The sequence below is a fragment of the Flavobacterium sp. 1355 genome (genome assembly GCF_017833415.1).
Taxonomy (GTDB): Bacteria; Bacteroidota; Bacteroidia; order Flavobacteriales; family Flavobacteriaceae; genus Flavobacterium.
On record NZ_JAFICC010000001.1, the window covers coordinates 375,987 to 401,663 of the forward strand.

At 34.3% G+C, this 25,677-nt stretch carries 28 protein-coding genes; 10 read left to right on the forward strand and 18 right to left on the reverse strand.

The features are described 5' to 3' along the window. Nucleotides 1–80: 80 nt before the first annotated feature. Nucleotides 81–764, reverse strand: coding sequence for an SRPBCC family protein (locus JOD96_RS01700; RefSeq protein ID WP_209562538.1), 684 nt, complete (start codon nucleotides 762–764; stop codon nucleotides 81–83). Nucleotides 765–970: 206 nt separating this feature from the next. Between JOD96_RS01700 and JOD96_RS01705 the strand changes: the two genes are divergently transcribed. Beyond that, nucleotides 971–1,570: a nucleosidase gene (locus JOD96_RS01705; RefSeq protein ID WP_209562539.1), complete on the forward strand. Its 600-nt coding sequence runs from the start codon at nucleotides 971–973 to the stop codon at nucleotides 1,568–1,570. 25 nt (nucleotides 1,571–1,595) lie between these two features. Here the strand turns inward: JOD96_RS01705 and JOD96_RS01710 are convergent, their stop codons facing one another. The 3 genes from JOD96_RS01710 to JOD96_RS01720 all read right to left on the reverse strand — a co-directional run bounded on the left by JOD96_RS01710 (nucleotide 1,596) and on the right by JOD96_RS01720 (nucleotide 4,366). Further along, nucleotides 1,596–2,192, reverse strand: coding sequence for a hypothetical protein (locus tag JOD96_RS01710; protein ID WP_209562540.1), 597 nt, complete (start codon nucleotides 2,190–2,192; stop codon nucleotides 1,596–1,598). A gap of 134 nt (nucleotides 2,193–2,326) precedes the next feature. Next, nucleotides 2,327–3,094 carry a TIGR03915 family putative DNA repair protein gene (locus JOD96_RS01715; RefSeq protein ID WP_209562541.1) on the reverse strand — a complete coding sequence of 256 codons (768 nt, stop codon included), beginning with the start codon at nucleotides 3,092–3,094 and terminating at the stop codon, nucleotides 2,327–2,329. A 12-nt stretch (nucleotides 3,095–3,106) separates the two neighbouring features. Continuing rightward, nucleotides 3,107–4,366 (reverse strand): putative DNA modification/repair radical SAM protein, encoded by a 1,260-nt coding sequence (locus JOD96_RS01720; protein WP_209562542.1) that lies wholly within the window; start codon nucleotides 4,364–4,366, stop codon nucleotides 3,107–3,109. Nucleotides 4,367–4,793: 427 nt separating this feature from the next. On the opposite strand from JOD96_RS01720, the gene JOD96_RS01725 reads away from it, so the two are divergent. The 6 genes from JOD96_RS01725 to JOD96_RS01750 all read left to right on the forward strand — a co-directional run bounded on the left by JOD96_RS01725 (nucleotide 4,794) and on the right by JOD96_RS01750 (nucleotide 10,443). Further along, nucleotides 4,794–5,042: a hypothetical protein gene (locus tag JOD96_RS01725; protein WP_209562543.1), complete on the forward strand. Its 249-nt coding sequence runs from the start codon at nucleotides 4,794–4,796 to the stop codon at nucleotides 5,040–5,042. A 212-nt stretch (nucleotides 5,043–5,254) separates the two neighbouring features. Then, nucleotides 5,255–5,776: an RNA polymerase sigma factor gene (locus JOD96_RS01730; RefSeq protein WP_209562544.1), complete on the forward strand. Its 522-nt coding sequence runs from the start codon at nucleotides 5,255–5,257 to the stop codon at nucleotides 5,774–5,776. A 46-nt stretch (nucleotides 5,777–5,822) separates the two neighbouring features. Then, nucleotides 5,823–6,032, forward strand: coding sequence for a hypothetical protein (locus JOD96_RS01735; protein WP_209562545.1), 210 nt, complete (start codon nucleotides 5,823–5,825; stop codon nucleotides 6,030–6,032). An 11-nt stretch (nucleotides 6,033–6,043) separates the two neighbouring features. Beyond that, nucleotides 6,044–6,883 (forward strand): FecR family protein, encoded by an 840-nt coding sequence (locus JOD96_RS01740; protein WP_209562546.1) that lies wholly within the window; start codon nucleotides 6,044–6,046, stop codon nucleotides 6,881–6,883. Nucleotides 6,884–6,985: 102 nt separating this feature from the next. After that, nucleotides 6,986–9,598, forward strand: a complete 2,613-nt coding sequence (locus tag JOD96_RS01745) for a TonB-dependent receptor (RefSeq protein ID WP_209562547.1) — start codon at nucleotides 6,986–6,988, stop codon at nucleotides 9,596–9,598. Nucleotides 9,599–9,609: 11 nt separating this feature from the next. Next, entirely contained in the window at nucleotides 9,610–10,443 is an 834-nt protein-coding gene (locus JOD96_RS01750; RefSeq protein ID WP_245188318.1) for a DUF4249 domain-containing protein, read from the forward strand. A 127-nt stretch (nucleotides 10,444–10,570) separates the two neighbouring features. Here the strand turns inward: JOD96_RS01750 and pgl are convergent, their stop codons facing one another. The 6 genes from pgl to JOD96_RS01780 form a co-directional block, all read right to left on the reverse strand. Beyond that, nucleotides 10,571–11,287 carry a 6-phosphogluconolactonase gene (gene pgl / locus JOD96_RS01755; RefSeq protein ID WP_209562549.1) on the reverse strand — a complete coding sequence of 239 codons (717 nt, stop codon included), beginning with the start codon at nucleotides 11,285–11,287 and terminating at the stop codon, nucleotides 10,571–10,573. Continuing rightward, nucleotides 11,268–12,800: a glucose-6-phosphate dehydrogenase gene (gene zwf, locus JOD96_RS01760; protein ID WP_209562550.1), complete on the reverse strand. Its 1,533-nt coding sequence runs from the start codon at nucleotides 12,798–12,800 to the stop codon at nucleotides 11,268–11,270. The genes pgl and zwf overlap by 20 nt, the downstream gene beginning before the upstream one ends. Nucleotides 12,801–12,826: 26 nt before the next feature. Then, nucleotides 12,827–14,236, reverse strand: coding sequence for an NADP-dependent phosphogluconate dehydrogenase (gene gndA / locus JOD96_RS01765; protein WP_209562551.1), 1,410 nt, complete (start codon nucleotides 14,234–14,236; stop codon nucleotides 12,827–12,829). Between the two features lie 249 nt (nucleotides 14,237–14,485). Continuing rightward, nucleotides 14,486–14,827 carry a nuclear transport factor 2 family protein gene (locus JOD96_RS01770; RefSeq protein WP_209562552.1) on the reverse strand — a complete coding sequence of 114 codons (342 nt, stop codon included), beginning with the start codon at nucleotides 14,825–14,827 and terminating at the stop codon, nucleotides 14,486–14,488. A gap of 27 nt (nucleotides 14,828–14,854) precedes the next feature. After that, on the reverse strand, nucleotides 14,855–15,559 hold the full coding sequence (locus tag JOD96_RS01775) for a hypothetical protein (RefSeq protein ID WP_209562553.1): 705 nt from the start codon (nucleotides 15,557–15,559) through the stop codon (nucleotides 14,855–14,857). Between the two features lies 1 nt (nucleotide 15,560). Beyond that, entirely contained in the window at nucleotides 15,561–16,547 is a 987-nt protein-coding gene (locus JOD96_RS01780) for a hypothetical protein (RefSeq protein ID WP_209562554.1), read from the reverse strand. A gap of 222 nt (nucleotides 16,548–16,769) precedes the next feature. On the opposite strand from JOD96_RS01780, the gene JOD96_RS01785 reads away from it, so the two are divergent. Both JOD96_RS01785 and JOD96_RS01790 read left to right on the forward strand, forming a co-directional pair. Next, nucleotides 16,770–17,366 carry a biliverdin-producing heme oxygenase gene (locus tag JOD96_RS01785; protein ID WP_209562555.1) on the forward strand — a complete coding sequence of 199 codons (597 nt, stop codon included), beginning with the start codon at nucleotides 16,770–16,772 and terminating at the stop codon, nucleotides 17,364–17,366. Between the two features lie 5 nt (nucleotides 17,367–17,371). After that, entirely contained in the window at nucleotides 17,372–19,639 is a 2,268-nt protein-coding gene (locus JOD96_RS01790; protein ID WP_209562556.1) for an ATP-binding protein, read from the forward strand. A 198-nt stretch (nucleotides 19,640–19,837) separates the two neighbouring features. Here the strand turns inward: JOD96_RS01790 and JOD96_RS01795 are convergent, their stop codons facing one another. Beyond that, entirely contained in the window at nucleotides 19,838–20,758 is a 921-nt protein-coding gene (locus JOD96_RS01795; protein ID WP_209562557.1) for a phytanoyl-CoA dioxygenase family protein, read from the reverse strand. 307 nt (nucleotides 20,759–21,065) lie between these two features. Here JOD96_RS01795 and JOD96_RS01800 point away from each other — a divergent pair, with 307 nt between their 5' ends. Next, complete coding sequence (locus JOD96_RS01800; RefSeq protein ID WP_209562558.1) at nucleotides 21,066–21,665, forward strand: murein L,D-transpeptidase catalytic domain-containing protein; 600 nt, start codon at nucleotides 21,066–21,068, stop codon at nucleotides 21,663–21,665. A gap of 86 nt (nucleotides 21,666–21,751) precedes the next feature. On the opposite strand, the gene JOD96_RS01805 is transcribed toward JOD96_RS01800, so the two are convergent. The 7 genes from JOD96_RS01805 to JOD96_RS01835 form a co-directional block, all read right to left on the reverse strand. Further along, nucleotides 21,752–21,979 carry a hypothetical protein gene (locus JOD96_RS01805; protein WP_209562559.1) on the reverse strand — a complete coding sequence of 76 codons (228 nt, stop codon included), beginning with the start codon at nucleotides 21,977–21,979 and terminating at the stop codon, nucleotides 21,752–21,754. 263 nt (nucleotides 21,980–22,242) lie between these two features. Then, nucleotides 22,243–22,464, reverse strand: coding sequence for a hypothetical protein (locus JOD96_RS01810; protein ID WP_209562560.1), 222 nt, complete (start codon nucleotides 22,462–22,464; stop codon nucleotides 22,243–22,245). A gap of 155 nt (nucleotides 22,465–22,619) precedes the next feature. Continuing rightward, nucleotides 22,620–23,111, reverse strand: coding sequence for an acyl-CoA thioesterase (locus JOD96_RS01815; RefSeq protein WP_209562561.1), 492 nt, complete (start codon nucleotides 23,109–23,111; stop codon nucleotides 22,620–22,622). Between the two features lie 52 nt (nucleotides 23,112–23,163). Continuing rightward, nucleotides 23,164–23,745, reverse strand: coding sequence for a TetR/AcrR family transcriptional regulator (locus JOD96_RS01820; protein ID WP_209562562.1), 582 nt, complete (start codon nucleotides 23,743–23,745; stop codon nucleotides 23,164–23,166). Between the two features lie 51 nt (nucleotides 23,746–23,796). After that, nucleotides 23,797–24,552 carry a DUF72 domain-containing protein gene (locus JOD96_RS01825; RefSeq protein ID WP_209562563.1) on the reverse strand — a complete coding sequence of 252 codons (756 nt, stop codon included), beginning with the start codon at nucleotides 24,550–24,552 and terminating at the stop codon, nucleotides 23,797–23,799. 27 nt (nucleotides 24,553–24,579) lie between these two features. Further along, nucleotides 24,580–24,978, reverse strand: a complete 399-nt coding sequence (locus JOD96_RS01830) for a YidH family protein (protein WP_209562564.1) — start codon at nucleotides 24,976–24,978, stop codon at nucleotides 24,580–24,582. Nucleotides 24,979–25,089: 111 nt separating this feature from the next. Continuing rightward, entirely contained in the window at nucleotides 25,090–25,662 is a 573-nt protein-coding gene (locus JOD96_RS01835) for a ferritin-like domain-containing protein (protein ID WP_209562565.1), read from the reverse strand. Nucleotides 25,663–25,677 lie beyond the last annotated feature (15 nt).

The following is a 25,677-nucleotide window of genomic DNA, read 5'->3' on the forward strand; positions in this document are numbered from 1 at the left end:
AAAATTTATATTGAATTAAACTGATATTTACAAAAAAACTGCAGCAATATATGCTGCAGTCTGTTTTTTATATATTCAAATTAATGAACAGATTCCAAATAAGATTTTAGATTTGTAATATCGTCATTTACTATTTTTTCGAAGAAAGGATTCAGCAGTTTTGCAGCAGCTTCTCCCGCAACTCCAAGTGGAGCATGATATGAAATGGTTACATCAATTTCCGTTCTGTTACCAAGACTGTTAAAAGCTACTTTTCCAACATTTTTAATAGAAGCGTCAGGTAATGAGTTCCAGCTCAAAAGTTTATCTTTTTCATCTTTTACAATTTCAGCAGTCCATGTGAGAGTTCCAATTCCGGCTGGTCCTTTTGCAGTCCATTCAGACAATGTACTATTTACGGTTTTTACAGATTGAAGATGATTCATGAATTTTGGTAAATTTTCCAGATTTCTCCAGAAGGAATAAACCTCACTTACAGGTCTGTTAATAATGCTTTTAACTCTGATGTTTACATTTTGCGCCTTATCATTTTTCAGGTGGTCAATGGCATCATACACAGGACAATATCCGCTAATGCCTCTTGCCAGCATCGCACCCGCAGAAGTTATTTTCGGAATACTTTTATCCTGTTGTGATAATCCTTTATACAACAGGTACGAGCCACTTGCAATCATTAAGATTCTCTCCAGTGATGATACATTATTTTTAATCTTCAGTGTTTTGTGCGGCTGCACGCTTGTCAAAGTTGATGTATTTGCTTCCATGATTTTGTGTTTTATTGATTTTTTAAGTATTCTGACTTTATATTAAAAATATTTTATTTGTAACTTATTAAAAGTAAGTACTTTATGCCCTGTTGGTTTTACATGATTATAATCTGTCTTTATACAATATAGATGTAATTGGTATTTTAATCCTTAAAAAAGTATTATTTAAAATGGTATTTTTGCAATTGAAATTGAAGAAAATAATGATCAGAATAAACCAAAAAGATTCCTTTTCTATAGAAAACACACTGTTTTCTTTTGCATTAAAATCAGAAGCAGCAGAAGTTTTTGAAGATTGTAACACCTTAATAACCGGAATAGGAAAGGTAAACGCCGCTTATGAGTTAACGAAAGCGATCCAGATAAAAAAACCGTCATTGATTGTCAATTTAGGTTCTGCCGGAAGCAATCATTTTCAGAAAGGGGATGTTATTTGCTGTACTAAATTTGTACAAAGAGATATGGATGTAAGAGGTTTGGGCTTTGAATTGTACGAAACGCCATTATCCGGTCTGCCTCCCATATTAGAATATGGCTTAATTATGGAAGGATTGCAGCAGGGTATTTGTGGTACCGGCGATAGTTTTGAAATGGGCCACCGCACAACGGTATATAATGTTGTAGACATGGAAGCCTATGCGCTGGCTATGATTGCAATGAAAGAAAATATTCCATTTCTGTGCTTAAAATATATTTCAGATGGTGCCGATGATAATGCAGCCGAAGACTGGGCAGTACAGGTACACAAAGCAGCATTTGCTTATGGAAATATTTTGAAACTAAATAAAAATGTTTTGATATAAAAATAAAAGCAGAGAGATTCTGCTTTTATTCTTTTACTAATACGATAACAGCTTTATAGCCCGTGCCGACATTCCATTCGCTTGACGAAATAACGACTCCTTTATCATCAAAAACCTGAAATTCTGCAGTATTCGGAGAAGCAAATCCTTCGTTTAAAGCTTCAATATCAATTTTGTTGATTCCTTGTATCAGGTTTATTTTTAAGCTTTTAAACTCTCCGTCTAAACTTACTTCGGGCTGGATTACCTTATCGTTCAGATATACTTTTACTTTATCTCCATCTACAAAAGCCGCATCACGATAACGAATAGTAGAAGTGAGTCCGGTTGTTTTAAAACTGCCTAAAAATTGATTTCTTCTATAAAAAATACCTTCGACATTCGCCTCTTGTTTATAGAGATTTGTGTTTTTAAAAAGTTGATCAGGATCGATTTTATAAGGATCCGGTTTTTCTGCCACAACCGGCGGATCATTTTTGGGCGGTGCTTCTTTTGGCGGTGCTGTTTCTTTTATGTTTGCATCCTTTGGCGGAATTGGTGTAAACTTTTTGTTTAATTCATCCTGTGCATGTCCCTGCAGTGAAAAAATAAGTATGGTAAATAAAAATAAAATCCTTTTCATATAGTAATAATAAATAAATGACACATTAATAACTATTTAAATAACACTTAAATAGTGCATTTATTGCCTTTAATAAAATCAATTATAAAAAAATGATACAGATTTAATAATTTTAAAAACTCACACTTAATGGATTAAGTGCGTAATTTCTCTGTTAAATTTTTCCAATATCGCTTTGGCATGTGCTGAAGATGGAGTTTCATGTTTTTTCTGGATTCAATATTGACACTTGTAAAATAACGGCCCCATAGAATTTGAAAAAACTCTTCTTCTTCGTCACATATTTCAGTGAGGGATTTAGACGAAGAGGCAGCAGAATTAAACTGAAGCTGTACAGTAGACGTTTCTTCAAGATCATAGTAAATTCCATATTTGCGTTTTGCATCATATATGAGCCAGCGTTGATCGGCATAACGGCTTTTAAAATGATTTTCTATAAGTGGCAGTACATTGCATTCGGGTTCAATAATAGCATAATACAATTGATCTTTTGTCAGTTTAAAACGAACAAAAGCTTTCATGCGGTGACTTTCTCTTCTGGTGATTTTGGCTGCTTTTCGTACCTCCCAGACATCATTATTGCTAAAATCTTCTTCTATGTTTTTTGAGCTTGAAAAAACATATTTAACAAACCGAAACATAACATCTTCTGCGGAATTTATCTCAGACAGAAAAGTTTTGTAAATTCTTTCAAACCCTTCTTCAGAAAGTTTTTGTTTTAAACCATCAGAAACGCGTTTGGCTTTTTCAATATCAGTATTTACAAAATGACTCGTCGCAAAAAGCAACGCTGTCGAAGGTTCATTTTTTGCAAAAACAACATCTTGAAGTTTAAATTCATAAATCTCAAATACTGCGGTAAGCCATCCTTCATAACTTCCGTCATAAATTACCTGTATCATTGGGTTAACTATTTAAAATAAAGAAAGCTGGTTAGAAAAATCGTTCTGATATTTACTCTTTTGAGTGTCTAAAATATGGTCTTTAATTTGTAACGCAGTTAAATCTTTGTGGAGTAAAAATGGAGAACTAAAAGCCAGGAAATATTTAGCGCGGCTGTACGCAATTCCCATTTTTTGTAAATCCTGCGGAACCAGTTTTTTAAACTTTCTTGCCGCTACAATTTTCTGCGCACTCAAAAAACCAATTCCCGGAATTCGTTTAATCAGCTCTATATCGGCCCTGTTAATATCAACAGGAAACTGATTCATATTGCGCAATGCCCATCCCAGTTTTGGATCAATATCCAAATCAAGATTTGGTTGGTTAAAGCCTACAATTTCATTTACATTAAATCCATAATAACGAATGAGCCAGTCAGCCTGATAAAGGCGGTTTTCGCGTATTATCGGCACCGGAGTTCCAATAGAAGGAAGACGGTTGTCATGACTTATAGGCACATATCCAGAATAATAGACGCGCCTCATATTCATCTGCTGATAAAAATAATCGGCCATACCCAAAATTTCAAGATCACTTTCTTTTGTAGCGCCAATTACCATTTGGGTGCTTTGGCCGGCAGGAGCAAAGAGGGGCGCTTTATAATTTGCTTTTCTTTCTTCCTTATGGCCTGCAATCTCAGTTTTTAGGTATTGCATTGGTTTAATAACATCTTTGTGGCTTTTATCAGGAGCAAGTAGTTTTAGCCCCTGTTCTGTTGGCATCTCCAGATTTAGGCTTAAACGGTCGGCATAAATTCCGGCTTCTTTTAGCAATTCATCACTAGCTCCCGGAATTGCTTTCAGGTGAATGTATCCATTAAAATTTTGCTCTAATCTTAATTTTTTTGCAATTCTCACCAGACGTTCCATTGTATAATCAGGATTATCAAATATGCCCGAACTCAAAAATAAACCTTCGATATAATTTCTTCTGTAAAAACCTATTGTAAGGTCAACAACCTCATCAACAGTAAAGGCTGCACGTTTGATATCATTGCTTTTTCTGGAGACACAATAAGCGCAATCGAAAATGCAGTGATTGGTGAGCAAAATTTTTAATAATGCCACACAGCGTCCGTCTTCGGTAAAAGAATGACAAATGCCCGAACCACTGGAATTCCCCAAACCTTTGTCCTTGTTTTTTCTGTTACTTTGGCCGGAAGAACATGATACATCATATTTTGCGGCATCAGACAAAATTTCTAACTTTTGTAATACTCTTTCCTTCAGCATTTTTTATTAATTTTCCTGGATTAATTTCATTTTTTTGGAATATCAAAAATAGACTAATTTGTAACAGTATTGGTTTTTGTATAAGTTACAAATTGTAACAAATTTAAAGGTCGGCTATTAGCATTAACAATAACTTGGTTATATTTGGATTTGTTTAGGGATATTACTTTTTGACTAAAATTGAGAACAGAAAAAAGGTTTTTGATCATAAATCACTTAGCTGAATACCTTTAAGCATGGAAAATCTGTTTAAAACCTTAGGCAAAAAGGCACAAAACCCAAAATGAGAGAAATTTATTTTTTTAAAATTGTTCATATTTTGTTGATAAATAGTGTGTTAAGTCTATTTTAAGTATATCTGATGAAATAATTTATGTTTTATATTTGATATACAGATTGTAAGGAAATTAATTTAAAATATTAATAAATGGAAAGAGCTATAAAACTAAAAGTACGAAAAGAATTAGACGGTCGTCAGCAGTTTAATATTATTAAATTAAAAGGAAGTTTAATTTCTAAAGGTTATACCGAAATTATACATATCCTGGATCAGGACGATGAATATCATATCAATTCTTTTGAAACGTCGGTTGAATCTACAAATGAAGTAAAAGATTTTATAAGAGCATTTATCACCAGCGAAAACCTTACTGATACGGTAACTGTTTTCAAATAAAATGGTGTATGTTATTAACAAAATCTATTTTTGAGATATTTTATCCAAAAAACGTATATCAGATTAATTAAATTTCTGTTCTTTGTACTGTCGTAAATGAAAATTAGTTGTAACTAAAAAATAATTTTTGCGACAAATAAATCAAAAGCAACACTATTAATCCAAGGCAATAAATTTAGAATCCCTGAGTTTAGAGTGTTAGCAATTAGGGTATGGAAAACAGAAAACTAATCATAAGTTTAAAAAAAGGCAATGAAGCTTCTTTTAAGGAAGTCTATCTTACTTATTATGACAAACTGATCCACCTTGCAAAACGATTTGACTTAAAAGTTTTGCGCCCTGAAGATTTTGTTCAGGAGACTTTTTTAAGACTTTATGATAAAAGGGAATTATTAAATGAAGATGTTTTATTGGATAAACAATTATTTGTAATCAGCAAAAATATCATCCTGAACCATTTAAGCAGGGAAAATAAAATAATTCAGCTCGAACCTCTCAATATCGAGATTGCCGCAGAAGAAACCGAAACGGACCTTTATGAAGAAAGACAGCAAAAATTGCATAGTTTCATAAATGAGCTTCCGGAGCAGCAACAAAAAATATTTACCTTACACAAACTGGAAAACCTTAGCTATAAGGAGATTGCAGCAATTACAGACCTTTCTGAAAAGACAATTGCCAATCATATTTATCTTGCCAGTAAATTTATTCGAAAAAAAATCGAAAACCATTAGGAACTTTTTCAATCTCGTTTGTTATATATAAAAACAAGCGATAGAAATGAAAACTGAATCTTATAAAACAGATGTTACCACAAAAGAAGATGCAAGGTTTATTGTATCGCTTTTGCAATTCGTTATTTCTGATTGTATTATGAATTTTGATTTGGATGACCATAATCATGTGCTGAAAATTGAAACAAACAGAGATATTAAAGAAATGGTTTACGGGGTTTTTAATAAACAGGGATTTTATTGTCAGAAACTTTAACGCTCCAAATTATGGATGATAAAAATATAGAAGAGGAATTAAAAAGAATATGGGACGAAAATTCTGAACCGCAGCCTAACCATATAAAAGAAGCTTCGTGGCAGGAATTTCAGGCGAAAACTTTTTCTCCGAAAAGAAAATTCAAACCGTGGCGTTATGCAGCCGCTGCGGCCGTATTGATATTTATGTTTGTTGGTGCCGGTATTTATTTTACTAAAGATCCTTTGGGCAATACTATTTTGGTTGCTTCTAATGTAGTTGAAAATTTAACTTCTAAAGTCAAAACAGTAAAGTTGCCCGATAATTCTATTGTAGAATTAAATCCGAATTCTAAAATTATTTATGCTAATGATTTTGCGGTAAACAGAAAGATTGCAATAGAAGGTGAGGCTTATTTTAAAGTTACAAAAGATAAAAAACATCCTTTTCAGGTTTTTTGCCATGAGACAACCACTACAGTTTTGGGAACTTCTTTTACAGTTCAGGCAAATGTAGCACAAGAAGTAACTGTTTCACTTTATGAAGGAAGTGTCCGGATGAATGTAAAAGGCCAGACAAAAAACTGGATACTGAAACCGGGAGAAAAATTCACCTACGGAAACAAAACCGCTGTAGTAGAAGAGTTCAACAGATTTACAGATTTTGATAACGAAAAACTAACTTCTCTTTGCACTTATGTGGAGATGAATTATGGTTATAAAATGAGTATTCCACAGGAATATGCTAACCAGAGAATTACACTTCGAATCAATAAAAAAGAAGACTTAAAAACAATTGTTCAATTAATATCAGAAATGTATAACCTAAATTTTGAAATAAACGATGAAGTAAAACAAATCAGTTTTCAATAAAAAAGAAAAGGATGCACTAGCCGCGAAACTACACATCCTCCTCATTATCAGGATAGCAAAGAGCTATTCTATTTAATTAATTATTCAAAAATACAAAATTTCATGAAGCATTTAATTTCAGCATGCTTTTTTTTATTCAGTTTAAGTATGTTTTCACAAAAAGTTACGATAACTGTAGATCAAAATGCGTCGCTCAAAGAATTTTTTAAGCAAATTGAAAATCAGACCGATTTTAAGTTTGCCTTTACAGATCAAATAGATACCAATCAAAAATACTTCAGTCAAAAAAAGACTTACACTAATATTGAAATAAAAGATCTTATTGGTGAACTAAATAACAGTTCTGCTGTACAGTTTTCTATAACCGGCAATAATATTTTTGTGAAGCAGAAATCTTTTAAGGCAACGAAAAAAAAAAATAAACTGACAGGTCAGATTCTTGACGAAAACAAAGAACCTGTCATTGGCGCCAATGTTTATATAACTGAACTTGCGACTGGTGCTACAACCGACAGAAACGGAATGTATGCAATAGAGCTTGACAAAGGAACTTATACGGTTGTAATTAGTTATGTGGGCTTAAAAAACAAAGAAAAAAAAATCACTATTGCTGACGATGTCAGGGTAAACTTTAATATGGAATCTGACAGTCAGCAATTAGACCAGGTGATTGTGACTAACAGCAAAGCGGTCGATGTAAGAAACACTCAAATGAGTGTAAATAAACTTTCGATGGAAGAAATCAAAAGGATTCCGGTTGCCATGGGCGAGCCGGATCCTTTAAAATCTCTTTTGACACTGCCGGGTGTTACAAATGCCGGAGAAGCGTCGTCAGGTTTTAACGTCCGCGGAGGTGCTGCCGATCAAAACCTGATTCTTCTGGACGGAGCTCCTGTTTATGGAGATTCGCATATGTTTGGGTTTTTCTCTGTTTTTAATGCTGATGTTGTAAGCAGCCTTGATTTATATAAAGGAGGAATTCCTTCTAAATTTGGAGGACGTGTTTCTTCTGTTTTAGATGTAAACCAACAAACCGGTGATTTTGAAAATTATAAAATAAATGGAGGAATTGGTTTAATATCAAGCCGTTTATTAGCACAGGGGCCAATTACAAAAGGGAAAGGTTCTTTTATCATTGCAGGACGGGCTTCTTATGCCCATTTATTTTTAAAACTGGCCGATAATAAGAATTCGGCTATGTTTTATGATATAAATGCTAAATTAAATTATCGTCTGGGAGCCAATAACAGTATTGCTTTTTCGGGATATTTAGGAAATGACGTTTTTGATATTAGTGATCGGTTTTCCAGTACATTCGGTAATAAAATGGGGATCTTAAGCTGGAAACATAAATTTTCTGATAATGTAAACACAAACCTTTCTGCATTCTACAGCGATTATAATTTTAATCTGGGCATAACACCAGAAAAATTTGAATGGGATAATACGATCACTACATACGGAATCAAGAATAATTGGAACCATTCACTTTCTGATAAGCTGAAACTGAATTATGGTTTTGATGGTCAGTACTATAAGTTTAACCCTGGTACTGTGAAGCCATCAAGTTCTGACTCGCAGTTTAATTTCAAACAACTGGACAAAAAATTTGCTTTTGAATCTTCTGTTTATCTTGATTTTGAACATCAGATTACAGAAAAGCTTAATCTTAGATATGGACTTCGCTATAGTATGTTTTACCGTCTGGGCGGGGAGGAAATTAGTATTTACGAAGATGGCAAAGCAGTGGTATATAACCCGATTTATAATATTTATGAAGAAGGAACTCCAATCGGGACTAAATCGTACGGAAGTGGAGAAACCATTAGTAAATTTAATAATCTGGAACCGCGTGCAGCATTGTCGTATACCTTTAACGAAAATACATCTGTAAAAGCAAGTTATAACAGAATGGCGCAATATATCCATATGTTGTCGAATACGCAGTCTCCGCTGCCAATGAACATCTGGACACCAAGCGGGCCTTTTGCAAAACCACAATTACTGGATCAGTACGCAGCCGGATTCTTTAAAAATTTCAGAGATGGCGATTATTCTTTTGAGGGAGAATTATTTTATAAAAAAATCCAAAATCGTATCGATTATATAGACGGTGCAGATATATTGGCCAATAATAATATTGAACAGGTTATTCTGAGTGGTAAAGCCAGATCATATGGTATGGAATTATTGTTTAGAAAAAACGCAGGCATTTTTACAGGCTGGGTTTCTTATACCTTGTCACGCGCAGAACAAAAAACTCCCGGAAGAACGCCGGAAGAGCCGGGAATCGCAAATGGTGACTGGTATTTATCAGGATACGATAAATTACATAATTTAAGTGTTGTAGGTAATTATGAATACAGCCCAAAATGGTCTTTTAATGCCAATTTTACCTTGCAGTCAGGTCAGCCTGTAACCTATGCCAACGGTTATTATGAGTTTGGCGGAATCAATATACCCAACTTTTCTCTGAGAAACGAAAACAGGCTTCCAGTTTATCATCACCTCGATCTGGCAGCAACTTATACACCAAAACCGGATAAAAAGAAAGGATGGCAAAGCTACTGGGTATTTAGCATTTATAACATATACAACAGAAAAAATGCTGCTTCGATGACCTTTGCCACAAATGAAGATACAGGAGCAAATGAGACCCGAAGATTGTCCATTTTTGGAATAGTACCCGGGATTTCTTATAATTTTAAATTTTAATGAAGATGCAAATGTTTAAAAAATATAGTCTAAAGAGTAAAGCACTAACAATAGTTAGCCTGTTATTTGTTTTGGTTTTTTCTTCTTGTGAAGATGTGGTAAATCTTGATCTTGAGACCGGAGAAGCGAAACTAGTGGTAGATGCCGAAATTATCTGGAAAAAAGGAACAGCTGGTAATGAACAAGTTATTAAAATCAGTAAAATGGCTCCTTATTATAATAATACGACACCAAAAGTTTCGGGAGCACAGGTAAGAATTGAAAACAGTACGGGTGATATTTTTACTTTTAATGAAACCGAGCAGGGAATTTATGTCTGCACTAATTTTGTTCCTGTTCTAAATGCGGATTATAAATTATTTGTAACTGCAGAAGGGCAGAGCTTTACAGCAACTGAAAAACTGACTTCTGTAACACCAATTGATAAGGTAGAACAAGCACTTGTACCTGATTTTGGGGGAGAAGATGTCATTGAACTTACTTTTTATTATAAAGATCCCGCCGATCAGGCCAATTTTTACCTGACAGATTATCAAAGTGAATTCCTGCTGTTTCCGGAATATGAACTTACTGATGATGAATTGTTTAATGGAAATGATATTAGCACCCGATTCTCAGACGAAGACATGAAACCGGGAAATACTGTTGAAATTACGCACCGTGGTATTTCTAAAAGTTTTTATAACTATATGAAACTAATTTTGGAGGTTTATGACGGAAACCCTTTTTCTGTTCCTCCAGGAAATATACGAGGCAATATCGTAAATACCAGTGATGCTAATAATTTTGCTTTAGGATATTTCAGGCTTTGTGAGTCTGATAGTGTTTCTTATTTAGTAAAATAAAAATATTTAGGTTGATTTGTACGTACATCTGGCATATAACATACCGTATGTCAGGTGTATGTTTTTTTTTAAAATAAAAAACCTATGCGTTTAAACATAGGTTTGTATTCTAAGTTATAGAAGCTTATTAATCTTTTCCGGCAGCATTTCTGTCAACAAGAAATAAAAGTTCTCCTGTTTCGGGTTTTATTAACTGCATCGGATATACATTTGGATTATAATCTCCATGTAAAACTTCTTTTAAGGCCGGAGCTTTCTTTTCACCAAAAGCAATTACCACAATCTTTTCTGCCTTATTAATAAGTGGTGCTGTCAGGGTAATGCGATGCATTTTTTGTGGTTCAAGATAATAAGCATCTACCCATTTCTTTTGTTCATTTAACACAGCCTGGCCCGGAAAAAGCGAGGCAGTATGTCCGTCATCGCCCATACCCAATAGTATAAGGTCAAACTTTCCTTCATCACCTAATACATTTCTAATAGACTGCTCATAAGCAGAAGCGTAGTCTTCTGCACTAACACCGTCTTTATACATCTCAAAAATATTTTCCTGCGGAATAGGAACGTGGCTTAATAATGTGGCATAAGACATTTTTGCATTACTAAGATCATCATGAAGCGGAACCCAGCGTTCGTCTCCCCAAAATATAAAAACATTCCTCCATTCTATTTTACCTTTGTAAGCATCAGAAGCTAATAGTTTGTAAATGCCTGCGGGAGAAGAACCGCCTGTGAGAACTGCAGTAAAATTTCCTTTTTTGGCAATAGCTTTTTGGGACAATTCTACAAAAAGATTTGCCGCTTCGGTATTAATTTCTTCTGTATTATTGTAAATCTGTATCATTTAAAAGTTCTTCTTTTGTTTGTGTATTCGGAATCCAGGCATGTCCCTGACGTGCCAGTAATTCATCTGCTTCTTCCGGTCCCCAGGTTCCTGCTTTGTAATTCGGAAAATTAGCAGGAGGTGTAGTTTTCCATAATTGCTGAATGGTATCAATAGCATCCCAGGCCTGTTCTACCTGATCCCAGCGCATAAACAGGGTAGGATCTCCTGCCAGTGCATCTGCTATCAAAGTTTCATAAGCTTCTGGTGACATTGTAGAACAGGCAAAATAATCAAAAACCATTTCTGCCGGTCTCAAAGAAAGTGAAAGCCCTGGTTTTTTGGTCATAAACTGCAGCTTAATATCCATAGCAGGCTGGATATTAATAATAAGCCTGTTGGGTGTCATACCTTCTTTTCCATAAGAAAAAGAAGAATGAGGAACAGGTTTAAACTGAATAATAATAGAAGATTGTTTTTCTTCCATTCTTTTTCCGGTGCGTAAATAGAACGGAATTCCCTGCCACCTCCAGTTATCCAGATAAATCTTCATTGCTACATACGTTTCTGTATTAGAATCAGGAGCAATTCCTTTATCCTGACGGTATCCAGCTACAGGTTTCCCGTTTATGGAACCCGCATCGTATTGGCCTCTTACAATATAGTGATCAACCTCATCTGGTTTGATACGACGAATCGATTTCAAAACATCTGCTTTACGATTACGAATATCATCTGCGTTTAATGAAGCCGGTGCTTCCATGGCAGTCATACATAAAATCTGAAGCAAATGGTTCTGAATCATGTCTTTTAATGCTCCAACTCCTTCGTAGAATCCGCCTCGTTCTTCAACGCCGACTTCTTCTGCCACGGTAATCTGAACAAAATCAATAAAGTTTCTGCTCCATAAGGGTTCAAACATTGAGTTTCCAAAACGGAATGCCAGAATGTTCTGAACGGTTTCTTTGCCTAAATAATGATCAATCCTGTAGATTTGTTCTTCCTTGAAAGTCTGCGAAAGCATTTCATTAAGTGCAATTGCAGAGGTTTTATCGTAACCAAATGGTTTTTCGATAATAATACGATCTTGTTTTGCATTTGCCGCAAGCCCAATCTTTTTGATATTGCTTGAAATAGTTGAAATAAAAGAAGGTGTAATCGAAAGATAGAAAAGGCGATTGGCACGTTCTCCAAAAGCCAGATCAAAATTATTGATCTTCTCGTTTAATCCGATATAAGATTCTTCTTGGTCAATATCCAGACTGTGATACGTTATGTGCGAAAGAAATTTTTGCGTTTCAGGATCAGAAACTTCTTTTTTTCTTGAAAATATATTTAGATTTTCTGAGACATAACTGCGAAAATCTTCATCTGTTTTCTCGGCTCTTCCGAGCGCAATGATCTGAAATTTTTCAGACATACGGCCGTCGAGATACAGATTTTGAAAAGCAGGAAACAGTTTTCTTTTGGCTAAGTCTCCGGTTCCTCCAAAAATAACAATGATTGTTGGATTTATATTTTTGAATTTACTCATTTTGTGTGTTGTGTTGCTTAAAATTCTTATTCAGTCCATTGTGTATGGAAAACGCCGGTAGTATCTGTACGTTCGTACGTATGCGCACCAAAATAATCACGCTGCGCCTGAATTAGATTTGTTGGGAGATTTTCTGATCGGTAAGCATCAAAATAAGCTAACGAATTCATCAATCCTGCTACTGGCAATCCTTTTTGAACCGCAAACTGAATTACCGCTCTCATTCCTGCCTGGTTTTCTGTTAATTTTGAAGCAATTCCACTATCTAAAAGTAAGTTTGGTAAATCTGCTTTTGTAACATATGCTTTTCTGAAATCTTCCAACATAGTAGCACGAATAATGCATCCGCCGCGCCATATTTTAGCAACAGTTTCCAGATTTAATCCGTAGTTATATTCTTTAGATGCAGTATGAAGCTGTGCTAATCCTTGTGCATACGTAACAACAATAGAAAAGTATAATGCTGATTTTAGTGCCGCAATTGCCTCACTGGAATTAACATTAGATTCGTTTGTATTCCAAACTAATTTTTTAGCAGCTTCAATTCTTTCCGGTTTTGTTTTAGACATATCACGCATTACAACCGCCGCATCAATAGTGGGTACCGGCACTTGTAAATCCATTGCATTTTGAGAAGTCCATTTTCCTGTTCCTTTTGATTTTGCCCAATCAGATATTTTATTGATTAACAGCGTTCCGTCTTCATCTTTTTGTTTTAGGATGCTTGCTGTAATTTCAATCAGATAAGATTTAAGATCGTGTGTTTGGTTCCATTCTGCAAAAGTTTTCTGAATGGTCTCTTCATCCAGATTATAACCTCTTTTCATCAGGTCATAAACTTCAGAAATCAGCTGCATGATTCCGTACTCAATTCCGTTATGAACCATTTTTACATAGTTTCCGGCAGAACCATTTCCTAGGTATTCCACACAAGGCTCTCCATCTACTTTTGCTGCAATTGCTTCAAAAATAGGACGAAGTCTTTCATAAGCTTTCTGATCTCCGCCAGGCATCATAGCAGGACCAAATCTGGCCCCTTTTTCACCTCCTGAAATTCCCATTCCAAAGAAATGGATTCCTTTTTCGGATAATTCTAAAAATCTTCTGTCTGTATCGGTGAAGTAGGTGTTTCCACCATCAATTATAATATCACCCTGATCTAAATGCGGCAATAGACTTGCAATAGCGCTGTCTACCGGTTTTCCTGCAGGAACAAGCAGCATAATGGCTCTTGGCTGCTGAATAAGCGATACAAAATGCTTTACATCTGTTGTTGCTTCAATAGTATTATTAGGATCTGCTTCTTGTTGAAGAGAGTTGACTTTTTCGGTATCTAAGTCTAAACCTGCAGCCGCAAAGTTGTGGCTGGCGATATTTAAAAGTAAGTTACGGCCCATTACACCGAGTCCCACAATTCCAAAATCGAATTTGTTCATAGTTTTAATTGACTAAATTATTAGTGTGTTGTTGTTTCAATAAACTGAAATAAGAAGCAGTTTTACTGTTTTAATGCCTGTTAGCGCATTTATTGACAGTATTGTTTTACAACTCTTACTTATTTAAGATTTGCTGGGCTAAGTTAAAAAAAAGCTGGCATATTAAGGCAGGATTTATTTGTTTTATCCCATTTATGCAGTATGTTTATAGGTGTAAATGATACACTAATAATCTGTTTTTTTGGCTTCCTAGATTACAAACGCCTTTAGTTTAGCCATTTTGCCATCGGTAAATTTCCAGACATCACAGTACGAATAATCAATTAGTTTTCCATCTTTATTTTTCAGGCTTATTTTGCCTATAGCTGTAACATAATCACCTTCGGCAATAAAATTTTCAACCATAAATTTTGGCGGTTCCTTATAAGCTTCTTTCATATATTGTCTAACAGCTTCTTTTCCTTTTAATGTCTGATCGCCTATAAAAATCCATTCTGTATCTTCTGTACAAAAAGACAAAAAATCTTCATATCTGCTTTCTGTAATTGCTGTGTTTGCTTTTTGGAGTATTTCTTTATTCGTTAAGTTCATAAGTTCCTTTTTTAAGTTTACGGCGATTTAATCCTGTTTAAAATTTTTCAGACTGCCATCATCATTAAACTGAATAGAATATCGTTCGCGGCTTCCGTTTATAGTTGTCGGATACCATCGTATTTGATTATTCCAAATCGTGAGGTAAGTACTGCTGAGCGGTTTAGCACCTTCAATTTCCTGTGCTTTTTTATTGTAAATTTCAGCTACTTTGGCAGCATTCACAAAACGGACTTTATTTAGCGAAACCAAACGGCCTTTTATATCATCCCGCACAGATAACTGAACTGGTCTTGGGTCAGACCATTGATTGTTTCGAAATTCATAAGCATCAATATACTTAGGGTTTTCAGGATGCTGCAGCATGACATTTATTGTTCCGTCGTTGTAGAAATAAAGGGTAGAATAAATAAAAATTTCTTTTCCCGCATACTTAGGCAGTTTTCTAAGCGCTTCTTCTGCTTTTTGCAATTCTTCAGTGTGGGTCAAAAAATCAATTCCTTTACTTTCAGTATGAGTTTGCGTATAAGTTGTTGTATGACTTTCTATTACGGTTTTTATAATCGAATCAACATTGGGCGGTTTTATCTCATTATTTTGAACAGTTGGATTTATGGTTTCATTGCTAATTAAGGTATCTGTTGGGGTAATTGTTTCTGTAATGCTTTTGGATATTTGTTCACAACTAAAAAAAAGCGGGCAGCAAATGGTTAAAATAAATAGCTTTTTCATTTTATAATATATTGTTTAAATCGTTAGCAAATGCAATTTGATTCGGATTTTCCGGCAGATAAAAAATTTCTATATATTCTTGTTTTGTACTGTCAAGATCCAAAAGACCAACAATTTTCTTAAGAATATTTCTGTGTACGTGATGTTTATGGTCTGTATATTCCAGTGTAAAACGCATTTCGGGCTGCTCGTTAATGTAAGTTCCCGTCTGGCTCACTTTTAGTAATTTGGCGCGGGTTTTTATTCCACCAAACTTAATCATAAGTGCATCACTGCCTAATCCGCTAAATTTGCTAAAAATGAATTGTATCAGATATCGATACAACAAAAGCGTAAATGCACAGACAATTAGCGGGTGGCCAATGCACATAAAGCGCCATCCCATTCCGTAACTTTCATATCGGTAAGAAAAAATATAGTAGGCAATTACAGCAATTGTCAGGATTACCCAGCCTAATATCCTTAGAATAAATACCCTTGTATTTAGCGTTACGGTTGTAGTGTTAATTATAAAATTCGGTTCTTTATTTAGATTTCTGTTAAGTAATAAATTTAATTTTTTCCCAACTTCAAAACGGCGTTCATGCGGTTTCATATCAGTAATGGTGGTTTTATGTTTTATTTCGGTATCGGCAAGGTTTTTAAAACATAATTCAAGTTCATATGTGTTTAATTTTGCGTTTGGCCGCGAAATTTTTACAGCACTTATGATTTTTGCTTCACGCTGTACACCATTTTTTTTAATATTTTCTAAATTTCTCTTTGTGATAAAGATCTGAACGATCCATTTTCTAAAATAGCCCATTAAGACTATGAGCCAAAGAATAACAGAAAAGGCAAGATAGCCAAGAGCGATATAAGGATTTTTATCTTTTAGCGTAGCGACATCAAATTCGCTGTTAATGGCATAATATAAAAACATTGGAAAAGGAATTGCAAAAAAGAGCATATAAAGTGCCCAGAAAATAATGCCAAGATGTTTTTTCATTCCTTGTGGTATTTTGAATTCATATATTTTTTTGACAAGTAAAGACGCTGCTCTTTTTGATAAAGCATTATGAAAGAGCCTTGTACTCAAATTTACATAAAATAAAATAAAACTATAATTAAAATTTGTCAGGAATTTTTTAAATTAGCTTAAATGTAATTTTTTCTTAAATTTGCTTTAGAGAAGATTCCGACAAGCCTTTCAAATTTTGTAATACCACCTATGAGCTCAAATACAATACCTTTACTATCTTCCAATTTTCTTACTGATTTAAAAGCTCATACAGCAGATTCACATAAAAATCTGGAGAATCTTCCGGTTTCGGCTTCGATTTTATCTCCCGATATAAAAATAGAGGACTACTGTCATTATTTAAGTCTTATGCATGACGTGCATAAAAGTACTGAAGAAGTAGTTTTTCCTTTGCTCACCGGGGTAATTACTGATTTAGAAGAAAGAAAAAAAGTATCTTTAATCGAACAGGATTTATTATTCCTGAAGTTCAGTAAATCTATTTCAACAACTATTTTTCAGGATGCAGATATAACAATTCCGTTTGCACTTGGAATATTATATGTTATTGAAGGTTCAACGCTAGGCGGAAGATTTATTTTAAAAAATGTGTCAGCAAATCCACAACTTTCGGGTAATGAAGGAGTATCGTATTTTAGTGGTTACGGAGACAAAACAGGAAGTTATTGGAAATCTTTTCTGAATATGCTTTCAGAATACGAAAATAATAACAATTGTGCAGAAGAAATTATAAAGGGCGCAGTTTATGCGTTTGACAATATTTACAACCATTTTGGCGGGAGATAGAAAGAATGAAGATTAAAGATATAGTAAATCGAAATAATGTTACGCTAACCAATTGTGAACATGAACCGATACATGTACCGGGTAAAATTCAGCCTCACGGATTTTTAATAGGCCTTGATCTGAACAAAAAAATTGATTTTTGTACAGAAAATATTTCCTTGTTTGTCAGCGTACTTCACATTGAGGTACTTGGGAAAAGTTTTGCCGATGTTTTTGGATTAAAAGCAGAGCAGCAAATCTATAACTATATTAATAAAGATAAAGCTCAGGATGTTTTTCCTCTTGAGATTGATCTCCTTGGAAAAGTATTTCAGGTTAGCATACACAAAAGTTTTGACATCTATATTCTGGAAGCTGAGCCTAAATTTGGAGGAAGAGAAAAACTGGCTGATGTGTACACACAGACTATTCATTTTATAACCCAAATGAACAATACCAAATCGCTTAAGGATTTGTGCGCGCTTGTTGCAAAAGGAACCCGGGAGATAACAGGTTACGATCGTGTGATGATTTATCGTTTTGATGAGCAATATAATGGCGAAGTTTTTGCCGAAAGCTGCAGAGAAGATTTAGAGTCATTTTTGGGATTGCATTACCCACATACAGATATTCCGGCGCAAGCCAGAGAACTATATATTAGAAACCAGCTTAGATTAATAGTAGATGTTAATTATGAACCGGTTCCAATTTTTACAGTTGACGATTCAGAAAACAAAAGCCTGGACTTAAGCCTCTCCATACTTAGAAGTACATCACCAATTCACGTAGAATATTTACAAAATATGGGTGTTGGTGCTACGCTTACAATTTCATTAATTCACAATGACCGGCTTTGGGGCCTCATTGCCTGCCATCATTACTCAAAAAAGAACATATCCCCGGAAGTCAGGCTTGCAGCAAAGATTCAGGGACAGTTTATCACTTCTCAGATTGATATAAGGCAGTCTAATGATGAAAACATAAATGCACAAAAAACAGCTGAAGCGCTTGAACAATTGACAGGTATTGACCTTCCGCTGGTTCAGGACTCATTAGAGAAAATAGTTGCTTCGCCGGAGTTACTGCATATTTGCAATGCGGCAGGAGTTTCTATTACATGCAGAGGTAAAATCTATAAAAACGGATTAACGCCTACAGACGACCAGATTACAGCATTAACAGACTCTATTTCTGATCTAAAAATAACAACAATATTTACTACAAACAAGGTTAACGACTATTTTCCCGAATTGGAAAATTGCCCAACTGTTGCCGGTATTATTTATCATTCGCTAGGCAGTGCCGATCATATCATTTGGTACAGGCCCGAAAGCATATCAGAAATTAACTGGGGTGGTGATCCCGAAAAAAGTATAGTAAAAGATAGTACAGGCCTGCATCCGCGAAATTCTTTTAATATTTGGAAACAGATTATTAAAAATCAGAGCAGTAAATGGAAACAATATGAAATTAACGGTGCAGCTCAATATGCTCACGTTCTTCATAACCAGCTTATGATGATTATGCTGAGTGAAGAGGAAGAAAAATACCGTACTCAAAGCGAAATTCTTCGTGAAACCAATTCAGAACTCGAAAACATCAACTGGATTAGTACGCATGATTTACAGGAGCCTTTGCGAAAAATACAACTGATCACCTCTAAGGTAATGTCTGAAATTGATGTTGCGACTATTGATTCTATTGCTCATTCGCTCGAGCGTGTATCAAAATCTGCCAGCAGAATGAGGGTTTTACTGGAAGATATTCTAAAGTACACCAGAATTAAGAACACACAGGGAATTCTGGAAAAAACAGATTTAAATCATATTCTTCAGGTTACAATAGAGGATATGAGTGAAATGATTACAGAAACCCATGCTGTAATTAAATATGAAAATCTTCCCGAGATTCATTCAATTAGTTTTTTAATGAAACAGTTGTTTTCGAATATTATACAGAATTCATTAAAATATGCATCAACAGAGAGAACTCCTGTTATCACAATAACGGCTTCTCAGGAACCTGTTTTAATAAAAGAAATGTTTAAGGTATATTGTAACTGGATTCGTTTCTCTGATAATGGAATTGGTTTTGATCAACAATATGCCGAATCAATTTTTAAGGTTTTTAGCAGGCTGCATCATAAGGATGAATATACAGGATCAGGGATTGGCCTTGCGTTATGCAAAAAAATAATGCAGGCAGTGGGAGGCGCTATTTTTGCAGAAGGAAAACCAGGAGAAGGAACAGATATAATACTCTATTTTCCTTGTGATCCATTAGACATACTTTAGAATTAAAATTGAGATTGGGAATTAAGTAGGTTCTTTTACAATCTGGACGTGATTATTTCAAGATAACACATTGTCAGACTGAGCGAAATCGAAGTTTCCACAAAGTTATTTAGCATGACAGGACTTCGACTTCGCTTAGTCTGACAATACATATAGAGTTACTTTGTAACTTAATCTTTGGACAAAGATTAAACATAATCACAACCACTCACCCGAAGCATTATAATCCTCAGGTAAATAGGTAAGATATTGTACCATCCTGGGTGTTTTTCCTTTGTTTGGAGTGGCACAATGTGGTAATGTATTGTTCCAAATTATAAAATCACCCGCATTTCCAATTACAGGTTTTGGTTTGAGGGTTTTTATGGCTTTATCTCTTGGGTTTTCATTTGGTTCCAGACTGTTTAGCCATTGCGTTATTTCGTTATGAAACCCCGGTACACAGTGAAATGCACCATCCTCAGGACCACAATCAGTAAGATAGAGTAGTCCCTGTAATCCAAATGTAATGGGCTGGCTTAAGCTCGTATCCCAATGAAGCGGACTTCCTAAAAAATTAAATCCAATAGTTTCTGGCGGATTAAAACTTACTTTATCAATAGTTTTGTATATTTTGTTTGTATTGTAAAGTTGTTCATATGCTTTTCTTATCCTTGGAGAAAATCTGTTTTTATTTAATGTTTCATGATCAGAAAAATTAAGCATTAAACCTCTTTGGTTTTCATGCCTGGTATACCAGGTTCCTTTATTGTTGGGATCCATTTTGAGATAATCCCATATTGCTCGTTGAGTATCTTCACAATCTTTTTTCGAAATAGCTTCTTTTATAATGATGTATCCATTTTTATCCCAAAATTCAAGATCTTCCCCAGACAGGACATTCGTTTTTAAATGTTCAAGCTCTATTTTTTCGTTTGTCTGTCGGTTTATGACCCAGGCTTTAAAGGTTTTAAAATCTGGTTTCTCAATGTAGAGAAACTGTAACGTATCTTCCATACCAATGCCTAATTGATATAAAGTTTTAATTTCTTTGTCCCAACTTTTATGATCTGTAGCAGTAGGAATAGAGGAGGGATGTACAATACGTTTCCAAAAAGTTTCAAGAATTGTCCAGTGCATATTTTACATATTTAAAATTTTTCAGGGTTAGGGTGCTGAAAGTTATAATTCAAAAATAATCTTTTAGTGGTTTATCATTGATAGTACAAATACCTGATTTTACAATTGAAAACTCAATTTTTTATATCGATTTTAGAAAGGGTAGAGTTTTAGTATAAATCACATTTTCAATAGTTTACAAAAAATTTAACACACAGACATGGGAATTATATAAATATTCTCCATAATTTTGCAACATCAAAAAGTGAAATATTAAGCTTTTCATGAATTGATATCCCAAATCTTATTTAACTTTATAATACTGCATATGAGAATAATTTTTATGGTATTGTTTGTTTGCCTTAGCTCTTTCACAACCTACAACGTGACAGACAAAAAGGAAACTTTAACTGAATTTGATATTATGAGACTTACTGATCACGTTAACGAGATCAAATCCATGGCGGGTACTGACCGAAAATACAGCAACAAAATTGCCTTTTTTGTTGACATGAAAATAAAATCAGGAAAAAACCGCTTTTTTGTTTATGACCTGCAAAATGATAAAATCATCGATCAGGGATTAGTAGCACACGGCAGCGGTTCTGAGACAGGTGTACAAGGAGATTTAAAATTCAGCAATGTTGCAAACTCCAATTGCACTTCACTAGGCAGATATTCAATAGAAAAATCGTATTATGGTATTTTTGGAAAAGCGTTTAGACTTACCGGTCTTGATGAAACCAATTGTAATGCTGCTAAACGAGCTATTGTATTGCACCAGTATTCTGCAGTTCCTTATGAAGAACAAGATCATTATATTGCGAGAAGCCATGGCTGTCCAATGGTAAACGAAATATTTTTTAAAAGACTGGAGAAAATCATTGAAAGTTCAGATTCTAAAATTATGCTTTACGTTTATTACTAGATAGTTGCAAAGCGTACAAGAAGATATATTCTGAATGAAATATAAAAAAAGAGCTAATTAGCTCTTTTTTTATACAATTAATTGTCTTAACTATTAGTTGAAGCACTTCCTGAACTTCCAGCGCCTCCGCTGTTGTCGTTCTGATCGTTATCATAACCACCCTCATTTGTGCGATTGTCGTCACGCTCGTCATCCCAGTCTCCTGTATTTGCGTCTTTATCTTCCGAAGTGTTGTTTTCTTCTGCAGCATTCAGTTGCGCATGATAAGGGCATTTTGCAATATTTTCGTTGTAATTGTTATCTGTATTTTCCATGATTATATTATTTAGAAATTTTTTACTGATATTAAAATTACAGCTATATAATCTATATCATTTACAGCAAATTATAGATTTGTTATCAGATTTACATCTTTCGCGAAAGCGTTATTATAATTTCATTAATTGTATGTCAGGAACACTTTATCAGAATTTTGTTAGTGAGTATATTCGTCAAAAAATTAAACACAAAAAAAATCATAAAACCTTTTTTTGAAGGTTTTATGATTTAGTATAAAATTTAGTTAACTGAATAAAATTTATTCTTCTTCTCCGGAAAATTCATCATCATTCAGCTCATCATTATCGAAGTCATCATGATCCGGATCTTCATTTATCAGATCTTCACCATAGTCCGGTTCAGCATTTTCTGAGATAGAATGATCTGGTTTAGATAAGTTATAATGAACTTCATATTGCATTTGATCAAATAGAAAAAACTGATCTTCGTAACGGAAATTGTTTGTTTCTGCTAAATTCATGATATCCTTTTTTTAAGTTTAGTAGTTTGTAATTGTTTTTTAGTATGCGCAAATGTAAAATCGCCAATACTTATAATCTTACATTTTGGAGTCTTAAAATTTACATAATTCACACATCTACAATGTTTTCCGTATTGATTATCAATTACTTTAGATTACACTTTTGCCATGGATTTTAATTTCTGAATTACCGCCGTAGTTCTATTTTCAAAAATGTCCTGTTCAATTGGTGTCACAACAGATTGAAATAGTTTCATTAAATCTTCAGAATGTGTAGCTGCTTTTTTTGTCTGAATGTTGTATTGAATAAACTTTATCCATAGAATTGCCTTTAATTCGGTTTGATCCTCATTCCACATCTTCATTTCAACCAGCAAAATATTCTCTGTGTATTTTATTAGTTGAGATTCAATTAACACAGTCTCCATCGTAAAAGCCGGTTTTATATAACTGATCTGATTAGATGCAACAACCCAGCTTAATCCTGTTTTTTTTAAATATTCAAAAATATCAAGGCCGTAATTTTCTGCAATTTGATCCTCCCGGGCATTCAGAAAATACTCCAGATACTTGGAGTTGTTTAAATGATTAAAGGGATCGCAATCCTGAAACCTGATTTTTCTTTTTGTTTTAAGTACTTTTTCCATTTTGAGTATATTAATTTAAATACCAATCGGTATTTAGATGGTTAAAAAATTTTTATTTCCTGATAGCAGGGATTAAGATATTGTCAATAAAATCCATGCATGAGGCGATGTAGGATTGGTCATTATGTGTAAATGCCAAAAGTGAACTTCCTTCAATAAGTGATAAAATTATTTTTGCCTGTTTAACCGCATCAACATCTTTTCGAATTTCATTAGCAGTAATTCCGTCATTGATAATATTTGTCAGACCAATTGTAAACTTTTGAGATAATTGCTGTGCAGCCTTAAACAACAACGGATTGATAAATTTAGTATCAACGCCTGCTCTTAACATTGGACAGCCGCCTATATTTTTAACCAGATCATAATAGCGTCGTTGATAATTTGTTATGGCTTTAAGTTTATTAATACTTCCTTTTGTTGCCGCTACTTCCTTAAATAAAGGCATAATTGCCGAATTGATATTTAGCTGAAAAGCTTTTAGAGCTAAATCTTCCTTATTTGTAAAATTGCAGTAAATAGCACCCTTAGTCAGACCGGTTGCATTGGTTATATCACTCAGGCTGGTTCCAATATATCCCTGTTTGTTAAAGAGAGGAGCTACTTTGTCTAATATAAAATCGGATGTATTCATAGTTCAAAAAGATTAAAACAAATATAGTAATAAATACCAATTGGTATATGATTATTTCAAATTATTTTCAAGTTGTGGATCAGTTATGTATTCCTTTAGTTTTATTGCGTTAAATGCCGCATAACCTTTCTCATCATTATCAAAATAAACAAATACATCTTTAGTTTTTAGCCAGATTTTGCATTGCGCAGCCCATTCCATTAAGGACTCATCAGAATAACTGCCCTGATACTTATTGGCACCAGGACCATGAAGTCTCAGGTAAACAAAATCTGTCGTAGTCTGTATTGGAGAAATATGCCCCGCGAGTTCATATATGCAAAAGGCAACATTGTATTTTTGCAAAAGATCATACACGGGCGGAATGTACCAACTCTCATTTCGAAACTCAAAAACATATCTGTTTTTTGAGGGAAGTGCTGCCAGAAATGTTTCAAGAAGCTCGACATTGACAGTCAGAAAAGGAGGGAGCTGAAACAAAACCGCGCCTAATTTCGTTCCCAGAATTTCTACTTTCTCCATAAAGGACTGCAGACTTTCTTCGGGGTTGCGTAGTTTTTTTAAATGCGTAATAAACCGGTTCGCTTTTATAACATAAACAAAATCATCTGGCACAGTTTCTCTCCATTTTAAGAACGTATCATCAGAAGGAACACCATAAAAAGTATTATTGATTTCGACCGTATTAAAAATCCCTGCGTAATACGAAAAGTGATCTTTAACCTTTGTTCCTTCAGGATAGAATGTACCACGCCAATGTTTATATGACCATCCTGAAGTTCCTATATGAATATGATTTTTTTTCATTATACTTTAGTTTTGGCAGAACTATACTTAAATTGAAAAATTAAAAGGATAAGCAGCAATAACCAGATATGTAATAATTACAATGCTCATCAAAAAAATGACTACGGTAAGAATGGTTAACAAAAGTGTTGAGTATAAGTATTCTCCTTTTTGCAATAACTTATATGTCTGCTTGTATTTCCAATACGATAAAACAATTGTTAATGCCCCGGTAAGAACTAATGCAATTCCGATAACAATCGTAAAACCATTTTTTGGAATATTTGAGTTTTGAAAGAATGCGGCCGGCAGCTGATTTACAAATAATGAAAATTTTACGATAACAAATCCAAAAACCATTATCCCGATACCGGTACGTATCCATGACAGAAACGTTCTTTCATTAGACATATGTTCGTTGATCATTTGTTTATTATTGTCTTTCATGAAGTTTAAAATTTTATGTAGTATTATTTTTTAGTGCAAAAACCCGCTTGATTAAAAGCGGGCTTTTGGTTTTTCAGATATTTCTAAATATTTGGAGTCTATTTTTGGAAACTATTCTGCCGCAACAATATTTACAGCATTTAATGCTACTTCATTTAGTAAACAATCAGATTCTTTCTCCTCGGCCAGAGTTTGAGTAAGTAATTTTGCAGCATCATTTTCGCCCAGTGTTTTAGCAAATGCCGCCAAAGTACCGTAAGAAGCAATTTCATAATGTTCGATTTTCTGTGATGCAGCAATAATTCCGGCGTCACGTACTGCACCTGGAACTGTTTCGGTAAGAATAGTATCTCCTTCTTTTAACAGTCCTGCCATAGCTTCGCACTTTTTGCCTTCTGCCTTTTCACCCAGTAATTCAAATATATTTTCAAGTCTTGTAACCTGGTTTTGCGTTATGATCCAATGCTCGGTAATAGTCGAAGCAAGTCCTGCTGAGGTTGCATTTGCTGCCATTTTTGGCAATGCTGTTACCAGGGCATTTTCTGCCCAGTAAATATCCTTCAGACTGTCGATAAACAAATCTCTTAGTTCTGCTGCGGCATCACCGGCAGGTTCAACAATTAAGTTTTTATTTTTATTAACTGCAGGTGCTTTTTCCTGAGTTGCTTTTTCTGAATTTTTCATATGATTTGATTTTTT

What these genes read in the sequence shown, in the direction of transcription:
- zwf (WP_209562550.1), bottom strand. Translation starts at nt 12,800, where the DNA reads ATGAGTAAATTCAAAAATATAAATCCAACAATCATTGTTATTTTTGGA.
- JOD96_RS01735 (WP_209562545.1), top strand. Translation starts at nt 5,823, where the DNA reads ATGAAAACTGAATCTTATAAAACAGATGTTACCACAAAAGAAGATGCA.
- JOD96_RS01830 (WP_209562564.1), bottom strand. Translation starts at nt 24,978, where the DNA reads ATGAAAGACAATAATAAACAAATGATCAACGAACATATGTCTAATGAA.
- JOD96_RS01710 (WP_209562540.1), bottom strand. Translation starts at nt 2,192, where the DNA reads ATGAAAAGGATTTTATTTTTATTTACCATACTTATTTTTTCACTGCAG.
- JOD96_RS01810 (WP_209562560.1), bottom strand. Translation starts at nt 22,464, where the DNA reads ATGAATTTAGCAGAAACAAACAATTTCCGTTACGAAGATCAGTTTTTT.
- JOD96_RS01750 (WP_245188318.1), top strand. Translation starts at nt 9,610, where the DNA reads ATGTTTAAAAAATATAGTCTAAAGAGTAAAGCACTAACAATAGTTAGC.
- JOD96_RS01705 (WP_209562539.1), top strand. Translation starts at nt 971, where the DNA reads ATGATCAGAATAAACCAAAAAGATTCCTTTTCTATAGAAAACACACTG.
- JOD96_RS01790 (WP_209562556.1), top strand. Translation starts at nt 17,372, where the DNA reads ATGAAGATTAAAGATATAGTAAATCGAAATAATGTTACGCTAACCAAT.
- JOD96_RS01815 (WP_209562561.1), bottom strand. Translation starts at nt 23,111, where the DNA reads ATGGAAAAAGTACTTAAAACAAAAAGAAAAATCAGGTTTCAGGATTGC.
- JOD96_RS01825 (WP_209562563.1), bottom strand. Translation starts at nt 24,552, where the DNA reads ATGAAAAAAAATCATATTCATATAGGAACTTCAGGATGGTCATATAAA.
- JOD96_RS01835 (WP_209562565.1), bottom strand. Translation starts at nt 25,662, where the DNA reads ATGAAAAATTCAGAAAAAGCAACTCAGGAAAAAGCACCTGCAGTTAAT.
- JOD96_RS01770 (WP_209562552.1), bottom strand. Translation starts at nt 14,827, where the DNA reads ATGAACTTAACGAATAAAGAAATACTCCAAAAAGCAAACACAGCAATT.
- JOD96_RS01730 (WP_209562544.1), top strand. Translation starts at nt 5,255, where the DNA reads ATGGAAAACAGAAAACTAATCATAAGTTTAAAAAAAGGCAATGAAGCT.
- JOD96_RS01795 (WP_209562557.1), bottom strand. Translation starts at nt 20,758, where the DNA reads ATGCACTGGACAATTCTTGAAACTTTTTGGAAACGTATTGTACATCCC.
- JOD96_RS01725 (WP_209562543.1), top strand. Translation starts at nt 4,794, where the DNA reads ATGGAAAGAGCTATAAAACTAAAAGTACGAAAAGAATTAGACGGTCGT.
- JOD96_RS01820 (WP_209562562.1), bottom strand. Translation starts at nt 23,745, where the DNA reads ATGAATACATCCGATTTTATATTAGACAAAGTAGCTCCTCTCTTTAAC.
- JOD96_RS01805 (WP_209562559.1), bottom strand. Translation starts at nt 21,979, where the DNA reads ATGGAAAATACAGATAACAATTACAACGAAAATATTGCAAAATGCCCT.
- JOD96_RS01800 (WP_209562558.1), top strand. Translation starts at nt 21,066, where the DNA reads ATGAGAATAATTTTTATGGTATTGTTTGTTTGCCTTAGCTCTTTCACA.
- JOD96_RS01775 (WP_209562553.1), bottom strand. Translation starts at nt 15,559, where the DNA reads ATGAAAAAGCTATTTATTTTAACCATTTGCTGCCCGCTTTTTTTTAGT.
- JOD96_RS01745 (WP_209562547.1), top strand. Translation starts at nt 6,986, where the DNA reads ATGAAGCATTTAATTTCAGCATGCTTTTTTTTATTCAGTTTAAGTATG.
- JOD96_RS01715 (WP_209562541.1), bottom strand. Translation starts at nt 3,094, where the DNA reads ATGATACAGGTAATTTATGACGGAAGTTATGAAGGATGGCTTACCGCA.
- JOD96_RS01740 (WP_209562546.1), top strand. Translation starts at nt 6,044, where the DNA reads ATGGATGATAAAAATATAGAAGAGGAATTAAAAAGAATATGGGACGAA.
- JOD96_RS01780 (WP_209562554.1), bottom strand. Translation starts at nt 16,547, where the DNA reads ATGAAAAAACATCTTGGCATTATTTTCTGGGCACTTTATATGCTCTTT.
- gndA (WP_209562551.1), bottom strand. Translation starts at nt 14,236, where the DNA reads ATGAACAAATTCGATTTTGGAATTGTGGGACTCGGTGTAATGGGCCGT.
- pgl (WP_209562549.1), bottom strand. Translation starts at nt 11,287, where the DNA reads ATGATACAGATTTACAATAATACAGAAGAAATTAATACCGAAGCGGCA.
- JOD96_RS01720 (WP_209562542.1), bottom strand. Translation starts at nt 4,366, where the DNA reads ATGCTGAAGGAAAGAGTATTACAAAAGTTAGAAATTTTGTCTGATGCC.
- JOD96_RS01700 (WP_209562538.1), bottom strand. Translation starts at nt 764, where the DNA reads ATGGAAGCAAATACATCAACTTTGACAAGCGTGCAGCCGCACAAAACA.
- JOD96_RS01785 (WP_209562555.1), top strand. Translation starts at nt 16,770, where the DNA reads ATGAGCTCAAATACAATACCTTTACTATCTTCCAATTTTCTTACTGAT.